The sequence below is a fragment of the Longimicrobium sp. genome (assembly GCF_048594345.1).
Lineage (GTDB): Bacteria > Gemmatimonadota > Gemmatimonadetes > Longimicrobiales > Longimicrobiaceae > Longimicrobium.
The window spans coordinates 24,213-43,932 of the sequence record NZ_JBMDXM010000003.1; the positions used below are offsets into that span (position 1 = coordinate 24,213).

The following is a 19,720-nucleotide window of genomic DNA, read 5'->3' on the forward strand; positions in this document are numbered from 1 at the left end:
CGTCCTCCGGGTTCGGGTTCGGTTGCCCTGCACACAAGCAAGGTGCGGGCCAAACCCGGAACCGCGCAAGTATTCGATCTACATAGACTTGCGACTCATTCTCATCCGTGCTCAGCGCGTGGCGTTCTCGCGCACGCGCTGCTCGATCCAGCGGGCCAGGCCGGGGTGGGGAAGAAGGGGCTCGCCGCTGTACACCACCGGCAGCCCCTCGAGGTCGCGGCGGAACTTGACCTCGCTCACGCTGCCGCGGGAGATGAGCACCGGCACCACCGTCACCGGCTGCCCCGTGGCCTGGTGCTGGCGCTGGATCTCGGCCCGCACCTGCGCCACCGCCGCCGCGCGCACCTCGGCCGGGGCGTCGTCGCGCACCAGCCCCAAGCCCACGCTGGCAAAGCCGGTGGCGGCGCGCACGGAGTCGGCGACGGGGCGCAGGTTGCGCATCCAGTGCGCGTACGCCTCGTCGTCGTTGGGGCCGTGGCCCATCAGGTACAGGGCGCGCCCGGCCGGCTGCGGCTGCAGGGCGAGCGCGCGCTGCGCCAGCACCCGCGCCACGTCGGGCGAGTCGTCGATGGCGCGCGCCACGCGCATGGGGACCGCCACCTGCGCCCGCTCGATGCCGGCCATGTGCAGGTGGTGCTGCATCATCTCTTCCAGTGCCTCGGTCTCGCCCGCCAGCCAGCGGATCTGCTCGTAGTGCCCGCTGTGGCTGGAGACCAGCAGCGGCACCACGACGATACGCGAGGCGCCCGCGTCGGCCAGGCGCTTGGCCGCGTCCTGAAAGCGGTGCTGCGGCGCCTCGGGGCCCATCAGGAAGCTTACTTCCACGGGCCCGCCCGTGCGCACCGCGCCGGCGACGGGGCGCACCTGGTCGTTCCAGCCGCGGTCGCCGCCGTGGGCCAGGATGATCGTGCCCACCGATCCGCCCTGCGCGGCGGCCAGCGACGGAAGGGCGGCCAGCAGCAGCGCCGCGGCGGCGGTACGGATCGACATCGTTCCCATTCTCCTGGTGGTGTTCTGGATGTGCATGAGTTGCGCTCCCCGGCGGTCCAGGAAAGCGTTGCGTACAGGTTGCGGCCGGTGAAGCCCGGCCATCCCGCCGGGCCGGCGCCGGTCAGGTTGTCCATCCCCACCGCCAGGGCCAGCCCGGCCGGCAGCGTGTGCGACAGGCGGCCGTCCAGCCGCGTGTAGGATGCGCGGTACAGCAGTACGCCCTGGCCCTCCGCTTCCGGCGTGCGGCCCGTGTACGACGCGGTGAGCCCCACGCGCAGCCCGGACGCGCGCGCGTACGCCAGCGCCAGCCGCCCGGAGTGCGCCGGCCGTCCAAAGAGCGGCCGGCCGCTGGCCTCGTCCCGCGTCGCCAGCCACGACCAGCCGGCGTCGGCCCGCAGGCCGCCCAGCACGGCGCCGGTCTGCAACTCGAGTCCCGCCGTCCGCCCCCGCGCCACGTTCTGATAGCGGTAGACGGCCAACTCCGGCGTGGAGACGGCGGTATCCACCACCGTCTCGATGAAGTCGTCGAACCGCGTGCGAAAGGCGGAGGCACGCAGGTAGGTTCGCTGGCCCGCCCACTCCGCGCCCGCGCTCACGCTGAACGAGTCTTCCGGGCGCAGCGCCGGGTTGCCGCGCACGGTGTAGCCGGCGGCGTCGTTCAGAAAGTCCATGTGCAGCTCCTTGAACGCGGGCGCCCGGTACCCCGCCCCGGCGGAGGCGCGCACGGCCAGCGACGGCGCGGGTCGCCACACCGCGGCCAAGCGCGGCGTCCAGTGATCACCCCACCGGCTGCTGTGCGACAGGCGCACGCCGGGCACCAGGCTCACCGCGCCCGCCGTCCACGTTCCCTGGCCGTACGCGTCCAGCGCGGTGGCGTCACGCTCTTCGCCCTCCACGCGGTCGCTGCGGGTCCAGTCCTGGCGCAGCTCCGCGCCGCCGTCCACCGTCAACCCACGCACGGTCCCGGTGTAGGCCAGCGCGGCCTCGGCCAGCCGCTGCACCTCGCGGTCGCCGCCGTCCACGGGCACCGGCCCGCTGGCGCGGCTCAGCGCGTGCTCGAACCCCGCCAGGTACAGCGAGGGGACAAGGCGGTGCGCGCCCGCGGTCCACGCGGCGGACAGACGGCCGCTCCACTGCCGGTTGTCGGCGAACTGGTACAGCTGCCCCGTGCGCCAGCGCTGGCTTTCCTCCACCAGCCAGCCGCCCGCCTCTACCCGCAGCGCGGGCGCGGCGCGCCAGCCCACGCGGGCGCTGCCGTCCCAGCGCCGGGTGCCGGCGTCCAGCGGCCGATCCTGGCCGGGGACCAGGTCCACGTCGCGCAAGCCGCCGCGCGCCGTCCAGTCCACCGCGCCCGCGGAGGCGCGCGCGTGCGCCACGCCGTCGCGCCGGCCGCTCGATCCGCCGGTGAGCTGTACCCCGCCCGCCGGCGCGCCCGGCTGGGGAGCGCGGGTGATCAGGTTGATGACCCCTCCCATGGCCTCGGAGCCGTAGAGCGTGGACTGCGGCCCCTTGACCACCTCCACCCGCTCCACGTCCGCAACCGGCAGCCGCGTAAGGTCGATCTCCCCGCTGATGCGGCCCACCACGGGCTCGCCGTCGATCAGCACCAGCACCCGCTCCGACCCCAGCCCCTGCAGGTAGACGCCGGTGCCCACCGGGTGCCCGCCCTGAACCTCCACCCCCGGCACCATCGCCAGCACGCCGGCCAGGTCGGTGGCGCCCCCGGCTTCGATGCGGGCACGGTCGACTACCTCCGTCGCCACCGGCGCCTCGCCCAGCGTCTGCAGCCGGCGCGACGCGGTGGCTACCATCGTCTCCATCCGCAGCGGGCGCGGGGTGAGTGCGATGCGGACGGAGCCGTCCGCCGGCACCGCCACCTCGGTCCGCACCGCGGCGTAGCCAGGGTGCCGCACCTCCACCGCGTGGACGCCGGCGGGAAGCATGAGCGACCACCCGCCCGCCCCGTCCGACGACGCGGTGGCGCCGCCGGCCTGGATCCTTGCCCCCGCCACGGGTGCGCCCGTCCCTGCTTCCGTCACCGTCCCCAAAACGCGCTCCTGCGCGGCGGCCGCGCTGGCGAAGAGCAGCGCCGCGGCCGCCGCCAACCCCCGAAGCACGGTCATCCGGCGATCTTTGCGTAGCGTACGGTGATGCGGCGGGGCTCGCCGGCCGGGCCGTAGTACGAGGTGAGCTGCACCTTGAACACCGTGTCGCCGCGCTTGAGCAGGTACACGTCAAAGGTGGGCCACACCTGGTGGTCGCTGCCGGTCAGGTTGTAGCGGTACCACGGCTTGGCCTTGAAGACGCCGCCGTAGCTGTCGCCCTTGAACGCTGTAGCCGGGGGCGAGGCCGCGCTGGTGATGGCGTCGAACGCCTCGGTGGCGGCCACGGCGCCCGCCTGCCCGCCGCCGCTCGCGCCGCCGTTCACGCGGATGTCGTAGCCCTCCAGCGCCAGGTCCCAGTCCGCCGCCGTGGAGACGGCGCCGGTCGCCAGGTCGAAGTACACGCGCCCGCCGGAGACGTCGACCGTCGTCTGCTTCGTGGCGCCCAGCGGCGCGCTGGCGGAGGGCTGCACCGCGTACTCGAGCGTCACCTTGCCGGCGTGCGCGCGCTGTGCGTCGGCCAGCGCCACCACGCGCAGCTTGGCGAACGCCGCGCCCTCCGCGGTGCGGACGTAGAACGCCTTTGCCGGGTTGGCGGAAACCACGTGCGTGACGGGGTTGTACGACCACCAGCCGGAGAAGGCCGAGGTGAGCGAGTCCACCCGCCACGCCGCCGGGTCCACCGGCGCCGTGGCGGCGGTGGCGGCCGTGAACGCGGCCAGGTTGCCGTCAGCGGTAAAGGCCTGCACCTGCGCGTCCGTCGCCGCCGCGTTCTGGCACAGGCACCACCCCGTCACGCCCCCCGGCCCCGCCTGCCCGCCGTTCAGCATCACGCTGGTGGCGTTGACGGCGATGTCCCACTCCGCGTTGGCGCCGGGGTTGGCCACGGCCATGGCGGGGGATGCGGCGTCCAGGTCGGCGTAGGCCCAGCCGGCGGAGCCGTCCAGAGTTACGGAAAGCACCTGCGGCGCGCCGTCGTCGTCACCGGCGGCGGGGTTGCCGTCGCACGCGGGAAGGATGAGGAGCGCGGCGGCAAGCGGAGCGAGCAGTCTGGTCATCGTCGTGGATGCGGTTGAGAATGAGTTTCAAACTCATCGTAAGTTGCTGAACATCGAACCGCAAGAGTTTTCTGCTCGCCCGTGCGCCGTGCGCCAAAACGCGGGGACGCGAAGCGCGTTGCTCCACGTCCCCGGCTCCGCGCCGCCGGACACCGGCAACGAAGAAGCGCCCCGCCGGACCAGCCGGCGGGGCGCTTCTTCATCCATCCATCGAACCGTTACCCCGGTCCTCACGTCTCACCCGGAGGCGCAGGGCGGAAATTCGGGCGCATTTCTCCGCGCCTCCGCGCCTCCGCGCCTCCGCGCCTCCGCGCCTCCGCGGCCCTCCGCGTGACACCCGCGGTTCGTGCGGAGACGGCGGGCTACCGCTCCTGCGCCAGCGCCTGGAAGGCCTCCGCGCGTTGCGTGTACTTCTGTACCCCGGCCTGGTCCTGCCGCATGTCGGCCACGGTGGCCATGGCGGCAAAGGCATAGTAGTACTGCATGGGGATGTTGCGCGTGGCGTCGTCGGCCCAGACGGCGCGCTCGGGCATGTTGCGGAACATGAACACGCGCTCCACCAGCTCCACGTTGCGCTGCACGTCAAAGTACCCGCCCGTGAACTGCATGATGGTGGGGTCCGCCGGCATGGGCAGCAGGCCGGCCGTGCCGTTGGGGTCCAGCATCTTGTAGGCAAGCCCCTGCCGCGACGTCTGCTGCACCAGCCCCAGCTCCAGGTGCGTGTTGGTGGTGGCCGCAAAGTAGATGGGGCGGTCGCCCCAGGTGCTCTGCAGCATCATCGTCACAAACTGGTGCGCCGGGTAGATCTCCTGGTTGGGGGGCAGCTTGAACGCCATCCCCCGCGCCTCGAAGCCCATGTCGTCCGTCGACATCAACCCGCCCGAGTTGGTGATCTCCTCGATCTGCACGTCCGTAAGCTGCAGGATGGGGCGCGTGGGCGCCTTCGGGTTGCCGTAGATGCGCGGCGCCTTGGACGGATCGAACGGACGCTGGCAGATGATGCGCGTGGGGTCCTCCATCGCCGCGTTGGGCGTGGAGCACGGCGTGGTGATGTCGCGCAGCTGCTTTACGTACCACGGCGTGTTGAAGTACGACATCACGATCACCGTAACGTCGCGGCGAATGCCCTCCACCTCCTGCAGGTACCACAGGGGGAAGGTGTCGTTGTCGCCGTTGGTGATCAGCACTCCGTACGGTTCAACCGACTGCAGCACGTTGTAGGCAAAGTCGCGCGCGGCGTAGTCGCCCTCACGGGTGGCGTACTTCCAGTTGGTCAGCAGGGGGATCAGCGCCAGCGCCATCACCGGGCTGGCCGCCATCACCATGCTGCGCCCGCTTCCCAGCGCCTGGCTAAGCCGCAGCCAGAGCGAGGTGAGCCCCACGCCCACCCACAGCCCCCACACGGAAAAGGTGATGACGTAGAAGTAGTCGCGCTCGCGCACCTCGCTGTCCGGGTAGCCCATCTGCTGCTGCTGGACGTACCCGTACTTGAAGTTCATGTAGTAGACCAGCCCGAACGACAGCGTAAAGAACAGGACGGCGATGTACCAGAAGCTCTTGCGGTCCCGCGCGTAGTGCTCCTTGGCGCCCCAGATGCCCAGGAGCAGAAAGAGCATGGTGAAGGGCATGCGCGCGGCGCCAAAGAAGCCGTCGCGGCCGCTGAGCGAACGGGCCCACTGCCAGTCGAAGTACTGAAAGAAGTTGGCCATCTGCGCGGGGAACGGCGCCATCCGCTGCGTCATGGGCGGCTTCTGGTACTGCTCGCGCCGCAGCGCCGAGGCCAGGTCGGGGCAGTCGCCCGCGTAACGCCCCAGGGTGACCGCCGAGGCCACGGCCGTCACCATGTTCTCGCACTTGGGCGCCGCCTCGTTGATGACGGGGTCCTGGTTGGCGCGGATGGGCAGGTACAGCTGCACGCACAGCCCCAGCACCGCCACGCCCGCCATGGCCGGGTACAGCTTCCAGTTTCCCAGCACCCGGGGCTTCACCAGCACCAGGAACACGAACAGCGCCGGCGCCGCCAGAAACGCCATCAGGTGGTTGCCCACCGAGAGTGCCAGGACGAAGACCACCAGCACGATGGCGTTGTCGTCGCGCCACAGGCGGGTCTTCTGCCCGCGGTGCTCCTCTACGTGGTCGCGCCACAGAAACGCGATCCACGACATCAGCGCGATGGTGAACAGCGTGACGGTGTACACCTTTTCGTTCACGTTGCTCTGGTTCCACACGGTGAACGCCGTCCCCGCCACCCACACCGAGGCGAACGCACCCACCCGCCGCACCGTCTCGTTGGAGGTGAACGACACCAGGATGCGGTGCACTACCAGGTACCAGAAGAACGCGCTCCCGACGCTCATGAACGCCGAGAACAGGTTGATCCGCACCGCCACCGGCAGCCCCAGCGGCGAAAGCAGCAGCTCCCACGCGCGCGCCAGCAGCACGAACAGCGGGTTCCCCGGCGGGTGCGGAATGCCCAGGATGTGCGCCGTGGCAATGTACTCGCTGGTGTCCCAGAACGCCGTGCTGGGCGCCAGGGTGATGGCGTAGAGGATGAACAGCGCCGCCGCCGACGCCAGCGCCCACAGGTAGGGCGGGCGATGGTGGGCGGGTGCGTCAACCAGCTCCACGCGGGGCGAAACCCGCGCGGGGGATGCGGCTTGGCTCATGAAACCACTCGGCCGTGAGATACGGGATGTGGAGCGTGCTCTTGGGGCAAAACGCATCGAAAGTAAGCGGTTGGCGGGGGCGTGGGAAGGAGTGCGAGAGTGCGGGAGTGCGAAAGTGCGAGAGTTCCCGCGTCCGAAAGCACCGAGGTGACGGCGTCGGGAGGCGTGGCGCGTCCATCGCCCGATCGTCACCCGTGGCTGATGGGATGCCGGCGCGGGGCGGGAAGTTGGATGCAAGGGCTCGATGGGAGGATCGTGTGCCGCGACTAGCCAGCGGAGCGGCGGGGGCGTATCGTCCCCGGTGGACGATTCACCGCGGACGCCGATCACGAGCCGGATGCAAGCCGAATCCCCCGCCCCCGCGCGCAGGCGCGCCCCGCTGCTCCCCGTTCTGGCGGGGTTCGCGCTGGCGGCGCCGTTCCTTTTCCTGTTCCTCAAGCACCCGGACGGCGCGTTCGACCTGCTGGCGCTGCTGCTTGCCTTTACCGGCGGCATCTACTACGGCGCGGCGCTCAATGGCGGCAGCCGGGGGCGGGTGGTGTTCGAGGGCGCCTTTGCCGCGCTGCTCATCGGCTTTGGGCTGCTGTCGCTGTTCTGGACGCCGCTGTGGATGGCGCTGGGCTTCATCCTGCACGGCGTGTGGGACCTGGTGCACCACACCGGCGGCGTGGGGCACGGCGTCCGCCGCTGGTTTCCCCCCTTCTGCGCCGCGTGGGACTGGGCCATCGCCGGCATGGTCGTCTTCTTCACCCTCGGCGGCTAAGTCCTTCCGGCGCCGGGGTTCACGCGAGACGCCGCACCGCCCGTCCGGCTCCGGCCCGCATCTTGAACCGCGGGGCGTCGGCGGCGGGCCGAATGCGCCGGCCGCACCCGTACACCGTCATCGCAGGGTCGTGGTGTCTACCCCCTCCCGATTCGATCGCCTGTTCAAGCGGCTGCTGGCGCAGCGGCGCACGGACCAGCGTCCCGGCGCGGCGCCCGGACGCCGCGCGGCCGACTACCAGCCCATCCGCGGCTGGCGCCCCAGCCTGTTCATTGCCCTGGGGATCGCGCTCCTCGACTGGAGTACCAAGGCCGCGATCTCCGCCTCCATGCCCATCGGCGCCTTTCGCGAGGTCATCGAGGGGCGCGTGGCCTTCTGGCACGTGCGCAACCCGGCCATGATCCTGGGGCTGTGGGCCAACTTTCCGCTGGGCGGCCGCAAGGTCATCGCCTTTATCGCCGCCATCCTGGGCATTCTGGTGCTGCTGCAGATCGTGGGGCGCGCCCACCGGCTGCCCAACCACCACCGCCGCTGGGCGTGGGTGTTCGTGGGCTTTGTCCTGGGCGGAATGCTGGGGAACCTGGGCGAGCGGGTGCTGCACTGGGGGGTCACGGACTACCTGTCGCTGCGCTACGGCGACTACTGGCTGCCGCCGGGCAACGTGGCCGACCTTGCCCTGTTCCTGTCCGTGCCGCTGGCCATCCCGGTGATCGTGTTCGAGATGATGGGCCGCGCCCGCCGCGGCCGCGGCACCGTGCCCGTGCACCCGCGCGGCCCGGAGCCCAACACGGCCTGAGGCTGTTTGGGTGGCTCCAGGCCTGCCCCATGGTCAGTCATCCTGAGGGCGGCGCCGCACGGTATATTGCTCGTACGAAGGAGGTTGGCGCCGGCCGAAGGACCTTGCCGGCAGAATCCGGGGGCTGGATGCCCGGCGTGGATCATGCCCATCGCGATCGGAGAGAAGGTCTTTCGGTCGCGCGCAAGGACTGCGCAAGTTCAGGTTGCCGGCGGCGCTCCCTCAGGATGACTGGCTTTTGAATCTCGTCGGAGAGGTTTAGCGACACCCTTCTGAAGGCCCGGAACGCGGCTGGCGGGGTACGGGAGGGCGCGCCTATCTTGGGCGCGCCCGTTTTTTTGTTCTCTCAGAAGCAGAAGTGATGGCCCCGGATAGCAAGCGCCAGCGCCTCGCGGACGTTCTTCGCGAGTGCGGCTCCGTCGTCATCGGCTACAGCGGCGGGGTGGATTCCGTGTTCCTGGCCCGCGTGGCCGTCGACGTGCTGGGCGCGCCCAACGTGCTGGCGGTCACGGGCAAAAGCGACAGCATCGCCAGCTGGATGGAAGACACGGCGCGCGAGGTGGCCGAGCGCTTCGGCATCCCCTGGCTGGAGCTGGAAACGCACGAGATGCGGGACCCGCGCTACGCCGCCAACCCCAGCAACCGCTGCTACTTCTGCAAGAGCGAGCTGTGGACGCGGCTGGCGGACGTGGCGCGCGACCGCGGCATGGGCGCCGTGCTGGACGGCAGCAACGCCGACGACGTGGGCGACCATCGTCCCGGCGCCGTGGCGGCGACGGAGAACGCCGTTCGCTCGCCGCTGCTGGAGGCGGGGCTCACCAAAGCCGAGATCCGCGAGTGGTCGCGCGAGCTGGGGCTGCCCACCTGGGACCAGCCCGCGGCGCCGTGCCTGGCCAGCCGCATCCCCTACGGCATCGCTGTCACGCCGGAGCGGCTGCGGCAGATCGAGACGGCGGAGCTGGCGCTGCGCGCGCTGGGCTTTCGCGACTTTCGCGTGCGCCACCACGACGGCCTGGCCCGGCTGGAGGTGCATCCCGCGGAGATCGCCCGCGTCGCGGAGCACCGGGCGGGGATCGCGGAGGCGGTGCGCGCGGCGGGGTTCCGGCGCGTGCTGATCGACCTGCAGGGCTACCGCCGCGGCTCGCTCAACGAGGGGCTGGCCGGCGCGCAGCTGGTGCAGCTGGGGGCGTTTGGGTGAACGGGCGATTCGGTGAACGGGTGAACGGGTGAACGGGTGAACGGGTGAACGGGTGAACGGGTGAACGGGATGGAGATGGACGATCCGCGGGTGGCGGAAGCGGAGCGCATATTCGCGACGCGTGGCGTGGCGGCGGACGTATCCGTCGACGGGCACGAGCGCGAGATCGCCGCGGTCCGGGTGGCGGGCGATGCGTGGGGGCGTATGCTGGGCGACGAGGGGGCGGCGATCGCGGCGGAGGTCAAGGCGCTCGGCTTTCGCTACGTCGCGCTAGACCTGGCCCCGCGGGACGACGACGGCGGCTGACGCGGTGACGGACGACGTCATCTACCTGGACTACGCGGCCACCTCCGCCGTCCGCCCCGACACGGTGACGGAAGCCGTCGCGCGCTACCTGCGGGACGTGGGCGCCACCCCCGGCCGCGCGGGGCACCGCCGTGCGGTAGACGCGGGGCGCATCGTCCTGCGCTGCCGGCGGAAGCTGGCGCAGCTCTTCAACGCCCCCGGCGATCCTGGCCGCCTTACCTTTCACCTGAACGCCACCCAGGCGCTGAACACGGCGCTCTTCGGCCTGCTGCGGCCGGGGGACCGCGTGGTCCGGACGGAATACGACCACAACGCCGTCCGCCGCCCCGTGCTGGCGCTCAAGCAGCGCGGCGTGCAGGCGGTGGTGATCGAGGGCGACGTGCACGGCGGCCTGAGCATGTTCGAGGTGGAGCATGCGTTGAAGGGCGCGCGGCTGCTGGTTATCACCCACGCCAACAACGTGATCGGCAACGTGCTCCCCGTGGCGGACCTGGCGCGGATGGCGCACGAGGCGGGGGCGCTGGTGCTGATGGACGCGGCGCAGTCCGCCGGCCACCTGCCGATCGACGTTGAGCGGATGGGGATCGACCTGCTCGCCTTTACGGGCCACAAGGGGCTGCTGGGGCCGCAGGGGACGGGCGGGCTGTGGGTTCGCGAAGGGATCGAGCTGCCGCCGGCTTTCTTCGGGGGGACGGGCGGCGATTCGGATTCGCCGGACATGCCGGATACGCTGCCGGACCGGCTGGAAGCGGGGTCGATGAACGGCCCCGGGATCGCCGGGCTGCTGGCCGGGGTGGAGTGGCTGCTGGAGCACGGGGTAGATGCCGTGCATCGACGCGAAACCCGCCTCAAGCAGCGGCTGTGGGAGGCGCTGTACGACGTTCCCGGCGTGGTGATGCAGAGCCCGATGCACGGCGCGGACGGCGCCGGGATCGTGATGATCACCATCGACGAGATCGATCCGGCGGAGGCGGCGCTGCGGCTGGACCGCGAGTTCGGCGTCTTGGTGCGCGCGGGGCTGCACTGCGCACCGGAGTCGCACACGCTCCTGGGCACCGGCGCGACGGGCGCCATCCGCTTGTCGCTCGGCTGGGCGACCACGGCGGAGGACGTGGACCGCGCGGCGGCGGCGGTGGCGCGCATCGCGGAAACAAAAGGCAGCAGGCGCGGGTAGCTCTGCGGCCGCCGTCCACCGGACGGGACGGCCCGGAAACGGATTGCACGCGGCGTTCGTAAAGGCGTCGGAGATGCTCGTCGCGATCTGGCCGGGTACAGTGCCGTCCCGCATCAGGAGCGAACAAATTCGCCGCTGGAAAGTCGCAAAGTCCGCCTGCGCGGACTCGGCGGCCCGGCGATGTGCGACATCCCACGCACCTGCGCGTCCGCAACACAAGCGGTCGCCGCGATCGCTGGGGGAGCGGCGATAGAGTCGCGGCTACAGTCCGCGAAGGCGGCGCGAAGGCGGACTTCGCGCAGTTCCAGCGGCGAATTTATTCGCTCCTGGTGCGGACTTGGCGACTGGGGAATCTGCGGACTCGGTGGAATCTGAGGATACCTGCGGACTCTGTGGAATCTGAGGATATCTGCGATTCGGGGATTCGGTGGACGCGGTAGGCTTCGCGGTTCGGGGGACCGACGGACTTTGGCGCACTCGTCGCACTCGTCGGACTTGGCGGACTCGGTACGGCGATGTGTTGCGTCCGGTGCGGCTTCCCCTCCGCCTGGTGATCCGACGGGGTTCGGTGCGGCGGGATATAGAGGTGGTTGAGCGGGAACACGAAAGGAATGAGCGATGGCTCGTCGTGGAGTGGCAGGGAAGGTGATCTTGCTCGTTCTGCTGGCGGTGCTGGCGGGCGGAGCGTGGATGTTTCGCGGGATGATCCCCGGGCCCTGGCAGGACCGGGTGGTGACGGAGGTCTCGGAAGCGGCGGCGGCGTCGGCGGAGCGCAAGCTGGAGCGGCTGCGCGAGGAGGGTGACACGGTGCGCCTGAGCGGCGCCGAGTTCACCAGCTATATCCGCTTTCGCATGGCGGAGCGCTTCAGCACGGGCGACCTGGAACTGCCCAACGTGGCCTTTGCGGGCGAGACGGTAAAGGTGAACGGCCGTCTGCCCCGTGACCGCATCCCCGAGCGCGACCTGCGGCGGCTGGGCCCCGCCGCCGACTTCATCGCCGATACGGCCAACGTGAGCGTCGACGGCAAGATGCGGATGCTGGCGCCCGGCCGTGCGGCGCTCAAGGTAGAGTCTGTCAAGTTCGAGATCCTGCCCATCCCCCGCGAGCACTTTCTGGCCGTGCTGGACCGCGTGGGGGGGATGGACGAGCCCGGCCTGGAGCGCGACGAGGTGGCGTTCCAGCTGCCTCCCGGCGTGGCGGCCGCGCGCGTGGAGAACGGGATGCTGGTCCTTGCTCCCGGTACGCGGCGCTGAAGCCGGGGGCGGATGAGGGTAAGACGTGGTCTGGAGTGTTCTTCTAGCGGCGATGGAACCGATCGGACGAGCGCGAGAGCGGTGATGCAAGATGCGTCCGCCTCCAGGAGCGGATAAAGACGTCTCGGTGCGCGTCCGCCCAGGGAGCGAATGGGCGCGGTTCGAACCGCGCGACGCCTTCCGAACCGCGATCAAATTCTCCCCTCTCCGCGAGGAACGAGCGGGGAGGGGCCGGGGGAGGGGCCCCACGCGTGAGGGATGCGCGCCCGCAGGGCCGAGAACCCGGCGCGCATGCACAGTCGTGTCGGAAACGCGCATCCGCACGTGAGCGCCGGGGGCTCGGCGCCGTTGGCAACAGTTGTATCGTTGCCTACGGCGCGCGCAGCCCGACCCGGAGCGCAGCGGAGGGGCACGCCCAAATCAAAAGCAGTTCCAATCCGTTGAAGTCTACTCCACTGACGATATTCAAGGCACACGACGATGGCACGCATTCTGGTCGTTGACGACGAGGAAGGCATCCGGCGCGTCCTGCACCAGCTGTTCGAATACGAGGACCACGAGGTGCGCTCGGCGGGCGGCGGGGCAGAGGCCATCGCCATCCACGGAGAGTTTCACCCCGACGTCACCTTCCTCGACGTCAAGATGGCGCGGATGGACGGGCTGGAGGCCCTGACCAAGATCCGCGAGAACGACCCGGCGGCGGTGGTCATCATGATCAGCGGCCACGGGACCATCGACACCGCGGTCGAGGCCACCCGCCGCGGCGCCTTCGACTTTCTGGAAAAGCCGCTGGACACCGACCGACTGCTCGTCGTGCTGCGCAACGCGCTGCAGACGCAGGGGCTGGTGCAGGAAAACGCGCGGCTGCGCGGCGAGATCGAGAGCCGGCACCAGATCGTGGGCCGCAGCTTCGCGCTGCGGCAGGTTCTGGACCGCGTGGAGAAGGTGGCGCCCACGGACGCGCGCGTGCTGGTGACGGGCGAGAACGGCACGGGCAAGGAGCTGGTGGCGCGCGCCATCCACCGCCTTAGCCCGCGCGGCGACAAGGCGTTCATCGAGGTGAACTGCGCGGCCATCCCGTCCGAGCTCATCGAAAGCGAGCTGTTTGGCCACATGAAGGGCTCGTTTACCGGCGCGCACGAGGACCGTGCGGGCAAGTTCGAACTGGCTGACGGCGGCACGCTGTTCCTGGACGAGATCGGCGACATGTCGCTCCAGGCGCAGGCCAAGGTGCTGCGCGCGCTGCAGGAGGGCATCGTCACGCGGGTGGGCGGCGCCAAGCCGATCACGGTGGACGTGCGTGTGCTGGCGGCCACCAACAAGGACCTGGAGGAGGAGATCAAGGGCGGGCGCTTTCGCGAGGACCTGTACTACCGCCTGAACGTGATCCCCCTGCACGTGCCCCCGCTGCGCGAGCGCCGCGAAGACATCGCCATGCTGGTTCGCCACTTTACGGAATCGTACGCACGCGACGCCAACCTGCGCCCCAAGCCGTTCACGGACGACGCGCTGGACCGCATGCAGCGGATGGACTGGCCCGGCAACGTGCGCGAGCTGCGCAACACGGTGGAGCGGCTGATGATCCTGGCGTCCGGCGCCACGGTGGCCGCGGACGACGTGGAACTGCTGGTGGGCGGGCGAATGAAGGGTGGCGGCCTGTCGGGCGACCTGCTGGGGTGCAACACCTTCGCGGAGTTCAAGGAGGCGGCCGAGCGCGCCTTTATCCTGCAGAAGCTGCGCGAGAACGACTGGAACGTCAGCGAGACGGCGCGCCTGCTCGACATGCCCCGCAGCAACCTGTACAAGAAGATCGAGCGCTACGAACTGGTGCGCGAAGGCTGATCCGGGACAGAAGCGCTCTTCTTGAGAGGGTCGAGAAACCTCAGCTGTTCCCCCGGCAGCACACTGTCATCCTGAGGGAGCGCACGCCTGAACCATCATAGCCACAAGAGCTTGCGCGCGACCGAAGGATCTTTGTCGGGTCGCGACGGCCCAAGCCCTGGGGGGCCGTTCAAGGCTTCCGGGTTTGCAGGGGATGATCCTATGGCGGGCGCGCAAGGTCGCGACAAGCAGAGGGTTCAGCGTGGCGCCTCCCTCCGATCAGGAAATCACCGTTTCATGCCGAGTTCGGACTGATGGGCATCGAGGGCACCGACTGGCTGATCATTGGCGCGGCGTGGTTCGCGGGGACGTTCGGCTGCGGGTGGATCCTGGCGTGGATGTACAAGCGCCTGCACCCGCAGCTTGCGTTCTACAAGCTGTGGGCGTTCTGGTCGGCCATCCTGGGCGGCTTGGTCGCGCTGCTGTTCGCGTTGGGCGTGGTGCGGATGTGAATGCCGCACAGCCACAGAGGTGATAGGGAAAACCGGCGGCTCGATTTCAATCGGGCCCGCCGGTTTTCGTTTGCCGGGTGCTGCCGGCTCAGTCCTCCTACTGGACGTGCACGGATGTGTCCAGCGCCACGGCGCCCGGCCGATCGTTGATCGCGTGCACCACCACCAGGCGGTACACGCCCGGCGGCACGTTGTGGACGGTGGCCTGGTAGCCGATGTTTTCAAGGGCCGCGAAGCAGATGCCGTTCTGCGTGCCGGTCAGCCGGACCGTGAGCACGTGCAGCAACACGTCGGCTTCGGCGCTGCCCTGGTAGCCGCTGCACGGCGCCAGGAAGTTGCCCCGGATCTTCACCTCCCCGTTTCCGTCGCTGACCACGAACGCCGGCTCCGTCTGCAGGCGCTCGATGCGGAAATCCAGATCGACGCGTTGCGGTTGCGTGGCGCCCGTGGCATCCGAGCAGGCGGCGAGAAGGCTGGCGAACAACAGGGTGATCGTCTGACGAATCGTACGGATCATGGCAATCTCCTGAATCGGGGCGAAGGAACCGACAGGATGCGTGGCGCCGCGGTGAATCACGGCTCCACCACAACGCGTGAGACTCGCCGCGTGTGACTGGCGCCAGGCGGCATCCGGAGAGCGCGCTCGCTGTGTTCCAGGAACGCGCGGATTTCGGCGACGACGGGCTCCGGGTTGGAGTTGTGGATGTAGTGGTGGCCCTCGATTACCACGACGCGCGCGCCGGGGACCTGCTGCCGGAACCGCTCGACGACGGCGAGCGCGTTGGGATTGTGATGCCGGTTCAGCCACGCCTGCGCCGCGTCGCGCTCACCCGGAGCGGCGGTGGGCTCCAGCAGCCAGGGAAAGCGGGTGCGCAGCGAACGAGTGGTGTGGATCACCAGCACGGGGGCGCGAAGGCCGGCGTAGGCGGGGGCGAGGGGGACCGCGTCCGCATCCAGCGCGTCCACCGCCTCACGGTTGGGCCGCCCGTAGCGCAGGTCCGCCTCCAGCGCCGGGGTCCAGAAGCCGTAGAAGTACCTCCGCAGCCACTCCACCCGCTCCGCCATCGATCCAAATCCCGCGGCGGGTGTGGGGCGCGCGACCGGCGCGTCCACCATTGCCCATTCCGCCTGCCAGTCCGGCAGCGCGTCCAGGTACACCAGCGACGCCACGCGGTCCGGGTGCTCCGTGGCCAGGCGCGTGATCTCGGCGCCGGCCAGCGAGTGCGCCACCAGGTGCGCGCGGCGGATGCCCAGCGCATCGAGGAACGCGAGAACGTCCGCCGCCGTCTGCGCGATGGTGTAGCCGCCGTCCGAGTGGTCGGAGTGGCCGTGCCCGCGCCGGGTAAGCCCCAGCACGCGATGCCGGTCCGTCAGCCGCGGCGCCAGGTCGTCGAAGCTGTGCGCGGTGCTGCCGCTGCCGTGCAGCAGCACCACGGGCTCGCCGCGGCCTCCCCAGTCCAGGTACTGCAGGCGGATGCCGTTCACCGCGACGTACGCGCACCGGTGCGGCGACGGGTCGGTCCACCGCTCACCCGGGTCCACGCGGGGCTCGCCGCACTCGGCGGCCGCGGCTGGTGACGGCGGGGGAGAAGCGGGTTGTGCGCGGCCGGGTGCACAGGCGGCACACGCAACCAGCAGGGCGACGGTCAGGCGCATGGGGAGGATGCAGATCAGCCGGTGGCGGGGCATGGGTTGCTTTCCGGCTGATGGGATGCTCTCAACCGGTGCCGCTGTTGGATTCCGGCGCCGGGCCGGCCATCTGCAGGCGGTTGCCAAAGGGGTCGTAGAAGCTGCACCAGGTGACGAAGCCGGGAAAGACCACGGGATCGTCGCAGCGCACGCCGCGCGCGCGGAGTTCGGCGCACGAGGCGTGGCAGTCCGGCGTGTCGAGAACGATGGTGGTGCCGGTGGACGGCTGCCACCCGGGCTCCGCTGCCGTGAGCGCCAGGTTGCCGCCCGCGCCGCCGGTGCCGAACTCGATCCACCCCGCCTCCGGCAGATCATAGAGCGGCTCGCCCAGCCCCAGCACGTCGCGGTAGAAATCCCGCGCGGTCGCCAGATCGGGTACGGCGATGGATACGACGTTGATGCCGTGGAAGATCTGCATCTCTCCTAAACCTTTCCGCTTGTCGTCGCCGGCTTGCCTCGGTCGGAATATTCTCTCGCCGCGCCGAAGCCGAAAGAGAAGCGGGTCCGCGGCCTGGTCGCAGGGCGTGCCGTTGTACCCCCGCGATGGTGCGAGACTGGTCCCGCGATCAGTCATCCTGAGGGAGGCGTCGCTCCGCAAACTGCTCTCACGCAAAGGTTTGGTGCCGACCGAAGGACCTTGTTTGCCTGACTGGGCCAGCTGGTACGGCTCCCGGGAGGCTGGGTCTCGCGCGACCCGACAAAGATCCTTCGGTCGCGCGCAAACTTCGGCGTTCGTGAGAGTTGCGGGCGTGCGCTGTCTCAGGATGACAGCGTGCCGCCGTTGAACGGCTCCCGCAGGCTGGGTCTCGCGCGACCCGACAGAGATCCTTCGGTCGCGCGCAAGCTTCGGTGTTCGTGAGAGTTACGGGTGTGCGCTCCCTCAGGATGACACCGTGCCGCCGTTGAACGGCTCCCGAGGGGCTGGGCCTCGCGCGACCCGACAAAGATCCTTCGGTCGCGCGCAAGCTTCGGCGTTCGTGAGAGTTGCGTGCGTGCGCTCTCTCAGGATGACAGCGTGCCGCCGTTGAACGGCTCCCGGAGGCTGGGTTTCGCGCGACCCGACAAAGATCCTTCGGTCGCGCGCAAGCTTAGGTGGTTCTGAGAGTTGTGGGCGTGCGCTCTCTCAGGATGACGCCGTGCCGCCGTTGAACGGCTCCCGGAGGCTGGGCCTCGCGCGACCCGACAAAGATCCTTCGGTCGCGCGCAAGCTTCGGTGGTTCTGAAAGTTGCGGGCGTGCGCTCCCTCAGGATGACACCGTGCCGCCGTTGAACGGCTCCCGGAGGCTGGGTCTCGCGCGACCCGACAAAGATCCTTCGGTCGCGCGCAAGCTTCGGCGTTCGTGAGAGTTGCGGGTGTGTGCTCCCTCAGCTCGACTTTGTCCAAGTTGACATCGTGACGCGGCGGGAGGTCTCGCCCAAACACCCGTCCAGTTTACATTGGGTGCATGTGCTTTCCTATCGCCGCCGCTGGATCCGGATTCGCCGAGTTCGAGGCGCTTGTCCTCTCCTTCGCACCGCTCTTCACACAGCCGACGTTCAGTAACGCTCGCCAGCTGCTGATCGGCGCCCTGCTTTCACCCGGCAGGCGCACCGTCACCGCGGCGCTACGCATAACGGGCCTGGAGACACGGCGCACGTTTCAGAACTACCACAGGGTACTTTCTCGTGCCCGCTGGAGTGCGCTGCAGGCAAGCCGCATCCTGCTCTGGCTGCTCATCACCGTCTTCGTCACGCGAGGACCGATCGTCATCGGCCTCGACGAAACGATTGAACGTCGCTGGGGCAAGAAAATCGAGAAGCGCGGCATCTATCGCGATCCCGTCCGCTCCAGCCGTGGGCACTTCGTCAAGGCAAGCGGCCTGCGCTGGATTTCCGTCATGCTGCTCGTGCGAGTCCCGTTTGCAGACCGCGTTTGGGCGCTCCCCTTTCTGACGGCGCTTGCTCCCTCCGAACGATACGCGGAGCAGCGGGGGATCCGGCACAAGTCCATCACCGAGTGGGGGCGCCAACTCGTCAAGCAGGTCCGCCGCTGGGTGGCAGATCGCAGGATCATCCTGGTCTGCGACAGCACATACGCCACGTACGAGTTCGTCGCCAGCGTGCGCGATCACGTCACCCTCATCACACAGGTGCGCTTGGACGGCGGGCTGTACGCCCCGCCTCCGCTTCCCCCTCCTGGAAAGCGCGGCCGCAAGCGGCGCGTTGGAGAGCGCCTGCCCAGCCTGCAACAGCGCCTGAATGATCCTGACACCCAGTGGCAGACGATCCGCCTGCGCAACTGGTACGGCCGCACCGAGAAGGCGGTCGAGATCACCACCTTCACCGCCATCTGGTACTACAAGGGCAAGCCACCCGCACGCGGCCGCTTCGTGCTGGTCAGAGATCCGGACGGCAAGCTGGAGCCGCGCGGCTACCTCTGCACGGACGAGTCGCTTCGCCCGACGCGCATCCTCTCCTACTTTGTGCGGCGCTGGCAGATGGAGGTCACCTTCGCCGAGACGCGCCGCCATCTCGGAGTCGAGACACAGCGTCAGTGGTCGCGCCTGGCGATCGAGCGTACCACGCCCGTCCTGCTTGGGCTTTTCTCCATCGTGACGCTCCTCGCCGAGCGCCTTCATCGCTCTGGGGGACTGATGCCCCGACAGGCGGCGTGGTATCTGAAGCCGGCGCTCACTTTCAGCGATGCCATCGCCGCCGTGCGGCGCCGACTCTGGGCAAGCGAATTTATGTCGTACTCGCCGTCAGACCGCGAGAGCGCCACAATTCCAGCATCGCTGCTTGAGCACTGGGCGCAAACTCTGGCTTACGCCGCCTGAAGGGCCAAAGTCAAGCTGAGGGAGCGCCACGCCCCTAACTTCCATTCGCACAGAAGCTTGCGCGCGACCGAAGGATCTTTGTCGGGTCGCGCGAGGCCCAGCCCTCGGGAGCCGTTCACGTTCTTCAGCCAGGCAGACAGAGTCCTTCGCTAACCGCCAAAGGACGCGTGCGACGCTTCCGCGGAGAGTGCCAAACCTCACCTGCTCCCGTCGGGGGCCCGGTGTCATCCTGAGGGAGCGCACACCCCCAACTTTCACAACCACAAAAACCTGCGCGCGACCGAAGGATCTTTTGTCGGGTCGTGCGAGGCCCAGCCCTCGGGAGCCGTTCAAGTCCCTCGCTCGGGCAGACACGATCCTTGGGTCGGCGCAAAAGCCCCTTCGTACAAGAGGATGTAGCGCGGCGCCTCCCTCAGTTCAGGATAACCGATCTCAGAGTGTGTTTAAGAATCGACCAAGAGCTTATTTCCTGAGGGATGCGCCGCTCCGAACCTGCTGCGACAAAGACCTTTAGCGCCGACCGAAGGATCTCGCTGGCAACACCCCGGGGCTGGACCGGTGCCGCCGAGCCAGCC

At 69.4% G+C, this 19,720-nt stretch carries 16 protein-coding genes; 9 read left to right on the plus strand and 7 right to left on the minus strand.

The window, feature by feature from the left end; translation table 11 throughout:
• Positions 1–111 precede the first annotated feature (111 nt).
• The 4 genes from ACOJUJ_RS00150 to ACOJUJ_RS00165 form a co-directional block, all read right to left on the minus strand.
• A complete protein-coding gene (locus ACOJUJ_RS00150; RefSeq protein WP_420124825.1) occupies positions 112–915 on the minus strand; it encodes a sirohydrochlorin chelatase in 804 nt (267 codons plus the stop codon).
• Positions 816–3,113: a TonB-dependent receptor gene (locus ACOJUJ_RS00155; protein WP_420124810.1), complete on the minus strand. Its 2,298-nt coding sequence runs from the start codon at positions 3,111–3,113 to the stop codon at positions 816–818. Before ACOJUJ_RS00155 ends, ACOJUJ_RS00150 begins: the two co-directional genes overlap by 100 nt.
• Positions 3,110–4,150, minus strand: a complete 1,041-nt coding sequence (locus tag ACOJUJ_RS00160) for an HmuY family protein (protein WP_420124811.1) — start codon at positions 4,148–4,150, stop codon at positions 3,110–3,112. Before ACOJUJ_RS00160 ends, ACOJUJ_RS00155 begins: the two co-directional genes overlap by 4 nt.
• A 362-nt stretch (positions 4,151–4,512) precedes the next feature.
• A complete protein-coding gene (locus ACOJUJ_RS00165) occupies positions 4,513–6,816 on the minus strand; it encodes a DUF2723 domain-containing protein (protein WP_420124812.1) in 2,304 nt (767 codons plus the stop codon).
• Positions 6,817–7,153: 337 nt separating this feature from the next.
• Between ACOJUJ_RS00165 and ACOJUJ_RS00170 the strand changes: the two genes are divergently transcribed.
• The 8 genes from ACOJUJ_RS00170 (at position 7,154) to ACOJUJ_RS00205 (ending at position 14,640) form a co-directional block, all read left to right on the plus strand.
• Positions 7,154–7,579, plus strand: a complete 426-nt coding sequence (locus tag ACOJUJ_RS00170; RefSeq protein WP_420124813.1) for a DUF6010 family protein — start codon at positions 7,154–7,156, stop codon at positions 7,577–7,579.
• 133 nt (positions 7,580–7,712) lie between these two features.
• Positions 7,713–8,375 (plus strand): signal peptidase II, encoded by a 663-nt coding sequence (locus tag ACOJUJ_RS00175; RefSeq protein WP_420124814.1) that lies wholly within the window; start codon positions 7,713–7,715, stop codon positions 8,373–8,375.
• A 361-nt stretch (positions 8,376–8,736) separates the two neighbouring features.
• Positions 8,737–9,573 carry an ATP-dependent sacrificial sulfur transferase LarE gene (gene larE, locus ACOJUJ_RS00180; RefSeq protein WP_420124815.1) on the plus strand — a complete coding sequence of 279 codons (837 nt, stop codon included), beginning with the start codon at positions 8,737–8,739 and terminating at the stop codon, positions 9,571–9,573.
• A 60-nt stretch (positions 9,574–9,633) separates the two neighbouring features.
• Positions 9,634–9,879 carry a hypothetical protein gene (locus ACOJUJ_RS00185; RefSeq protein ID WP_420124816.1) on the plus strand — a complete coding sequence of 82 codons (246 nt, stop codon included), beginning with the start codon at positions 9,634–9,636 and terminating at the stop codon, positions 9,877–9,879.
• A gap of 4 nt (positions 9,880–9,883) precedes the next feature.
• On the plus strand, positions 9,884–11,053 hold the full coding sequence (locus ACOJUJ_RS00190; protein ID WP_420124817.1) for an aminotransferase class V-fold PLP-dependent enzyme: 1,170 nt from the start codon (positions 9,884–9,886) through the stop codon (positions 11,051–11,053).
• Positions 11,054–11,698: 645 nt separating this feature from the next.
• Complete coding sequence (locus ACOJUJ_RS00195; protein WP_420124818.1) at positions 11,699–12,307, plus strand: hypothetical protein; 609 nt, start codon at positions 11,699–11,701, stop codon at positions 12,305–12,307.
• Between the two features lie 480 nt (positions 12,308–12,787).
• On the plus strand, positions 12,788–14,149 hold the full coding sequence (locus tag ACOJUJ_RS00200; protein ID WP_420124819.1) for a sigma-54-dependent transcriptional regulator: 1,362 nt from the start codon (positions 12,788–12,790) through the stop codon (positions 14,147–14,149).
• Between the two features lie 293 nt (positions 14,150–14,442).
• On the plus strand, positions 14,443–14,640 hold the full coding sequence (locus ACOJUJ_RS00205; RefSeq protein WP_420124820.1) for a hypothetical protein: 198 nt from the start codon (positions 14,443–14,445) through the stop codon (positions 14,638–14,640).
• Between the two features lie 97 nt (positions 14,641–14,737).
• Here ACOJUJ_RS00205 and ACOJUJ_RS00210 read toward each other — a convergent pair whose 3' ends face one another.
• From ACOJUJ_RS00210 to ACOJUJ_RS00220, 3 genes are read right to left on the minus strand one after another with little or no spacing between them, the layout of a single operon-like run.
• Positions 14,738–15,217 (minus strand): hypothetical protein, encoded by a 480-nt coding sequence (locus tag ACOJUJ_RS00210; RefSeq protein ID WP_420124821.1) that lies wholly within the window; start codon positions 15,215–15,217, stop codon positions 14,738–14,740.
• The gene (locus ACOJUJ_RS00215; RefSeq protein ID WP_420124822.1) at positions 15,214–16,329 is read right to left on the minus strand and encodes an alpha/beta fold hydrolase; all 1,116 of its coding nucleotides are present in this window, start codon (positions 16,327–16,329) and stop codon (positions 15,214–15,216) included. Before ACOJUJ_RS00215 ends, ACOJUJ_RS00210 begins: the two co-directional genes overlap by 4 nt.
• Positions 16,330–16,357: 28 nt before the next feature.
• A complete protein-coding gene (locus ACOJUJ_RS00220; RefSeq protein ID WP_420124823.1) occupies positions 16,358–16,747 on the minus strand; it encodes a VOC family protein in 390 nt (129 codons plus the stop codon).
• A 1,027-nt stretch (positions 16,748–17,774) separates the two neighbouring features.
• Between ACOJUJ_RS00220 and ACOJUJ_RS00225 the strand changes: the two genes are divergently transcribed.
• Positions 17,775–19,145, plus strand: a complete 1,371-nt coding sequence (locus ACOJUJ_RS00225; protein ID WP_420124824.1) for a transposase — start codon at positions 17,775–17,777, stop codon at positions 19,143–19,145.
• The last annotated feature ends 575 nt before the right edge of the window (positions 19,146–19,720 follow it).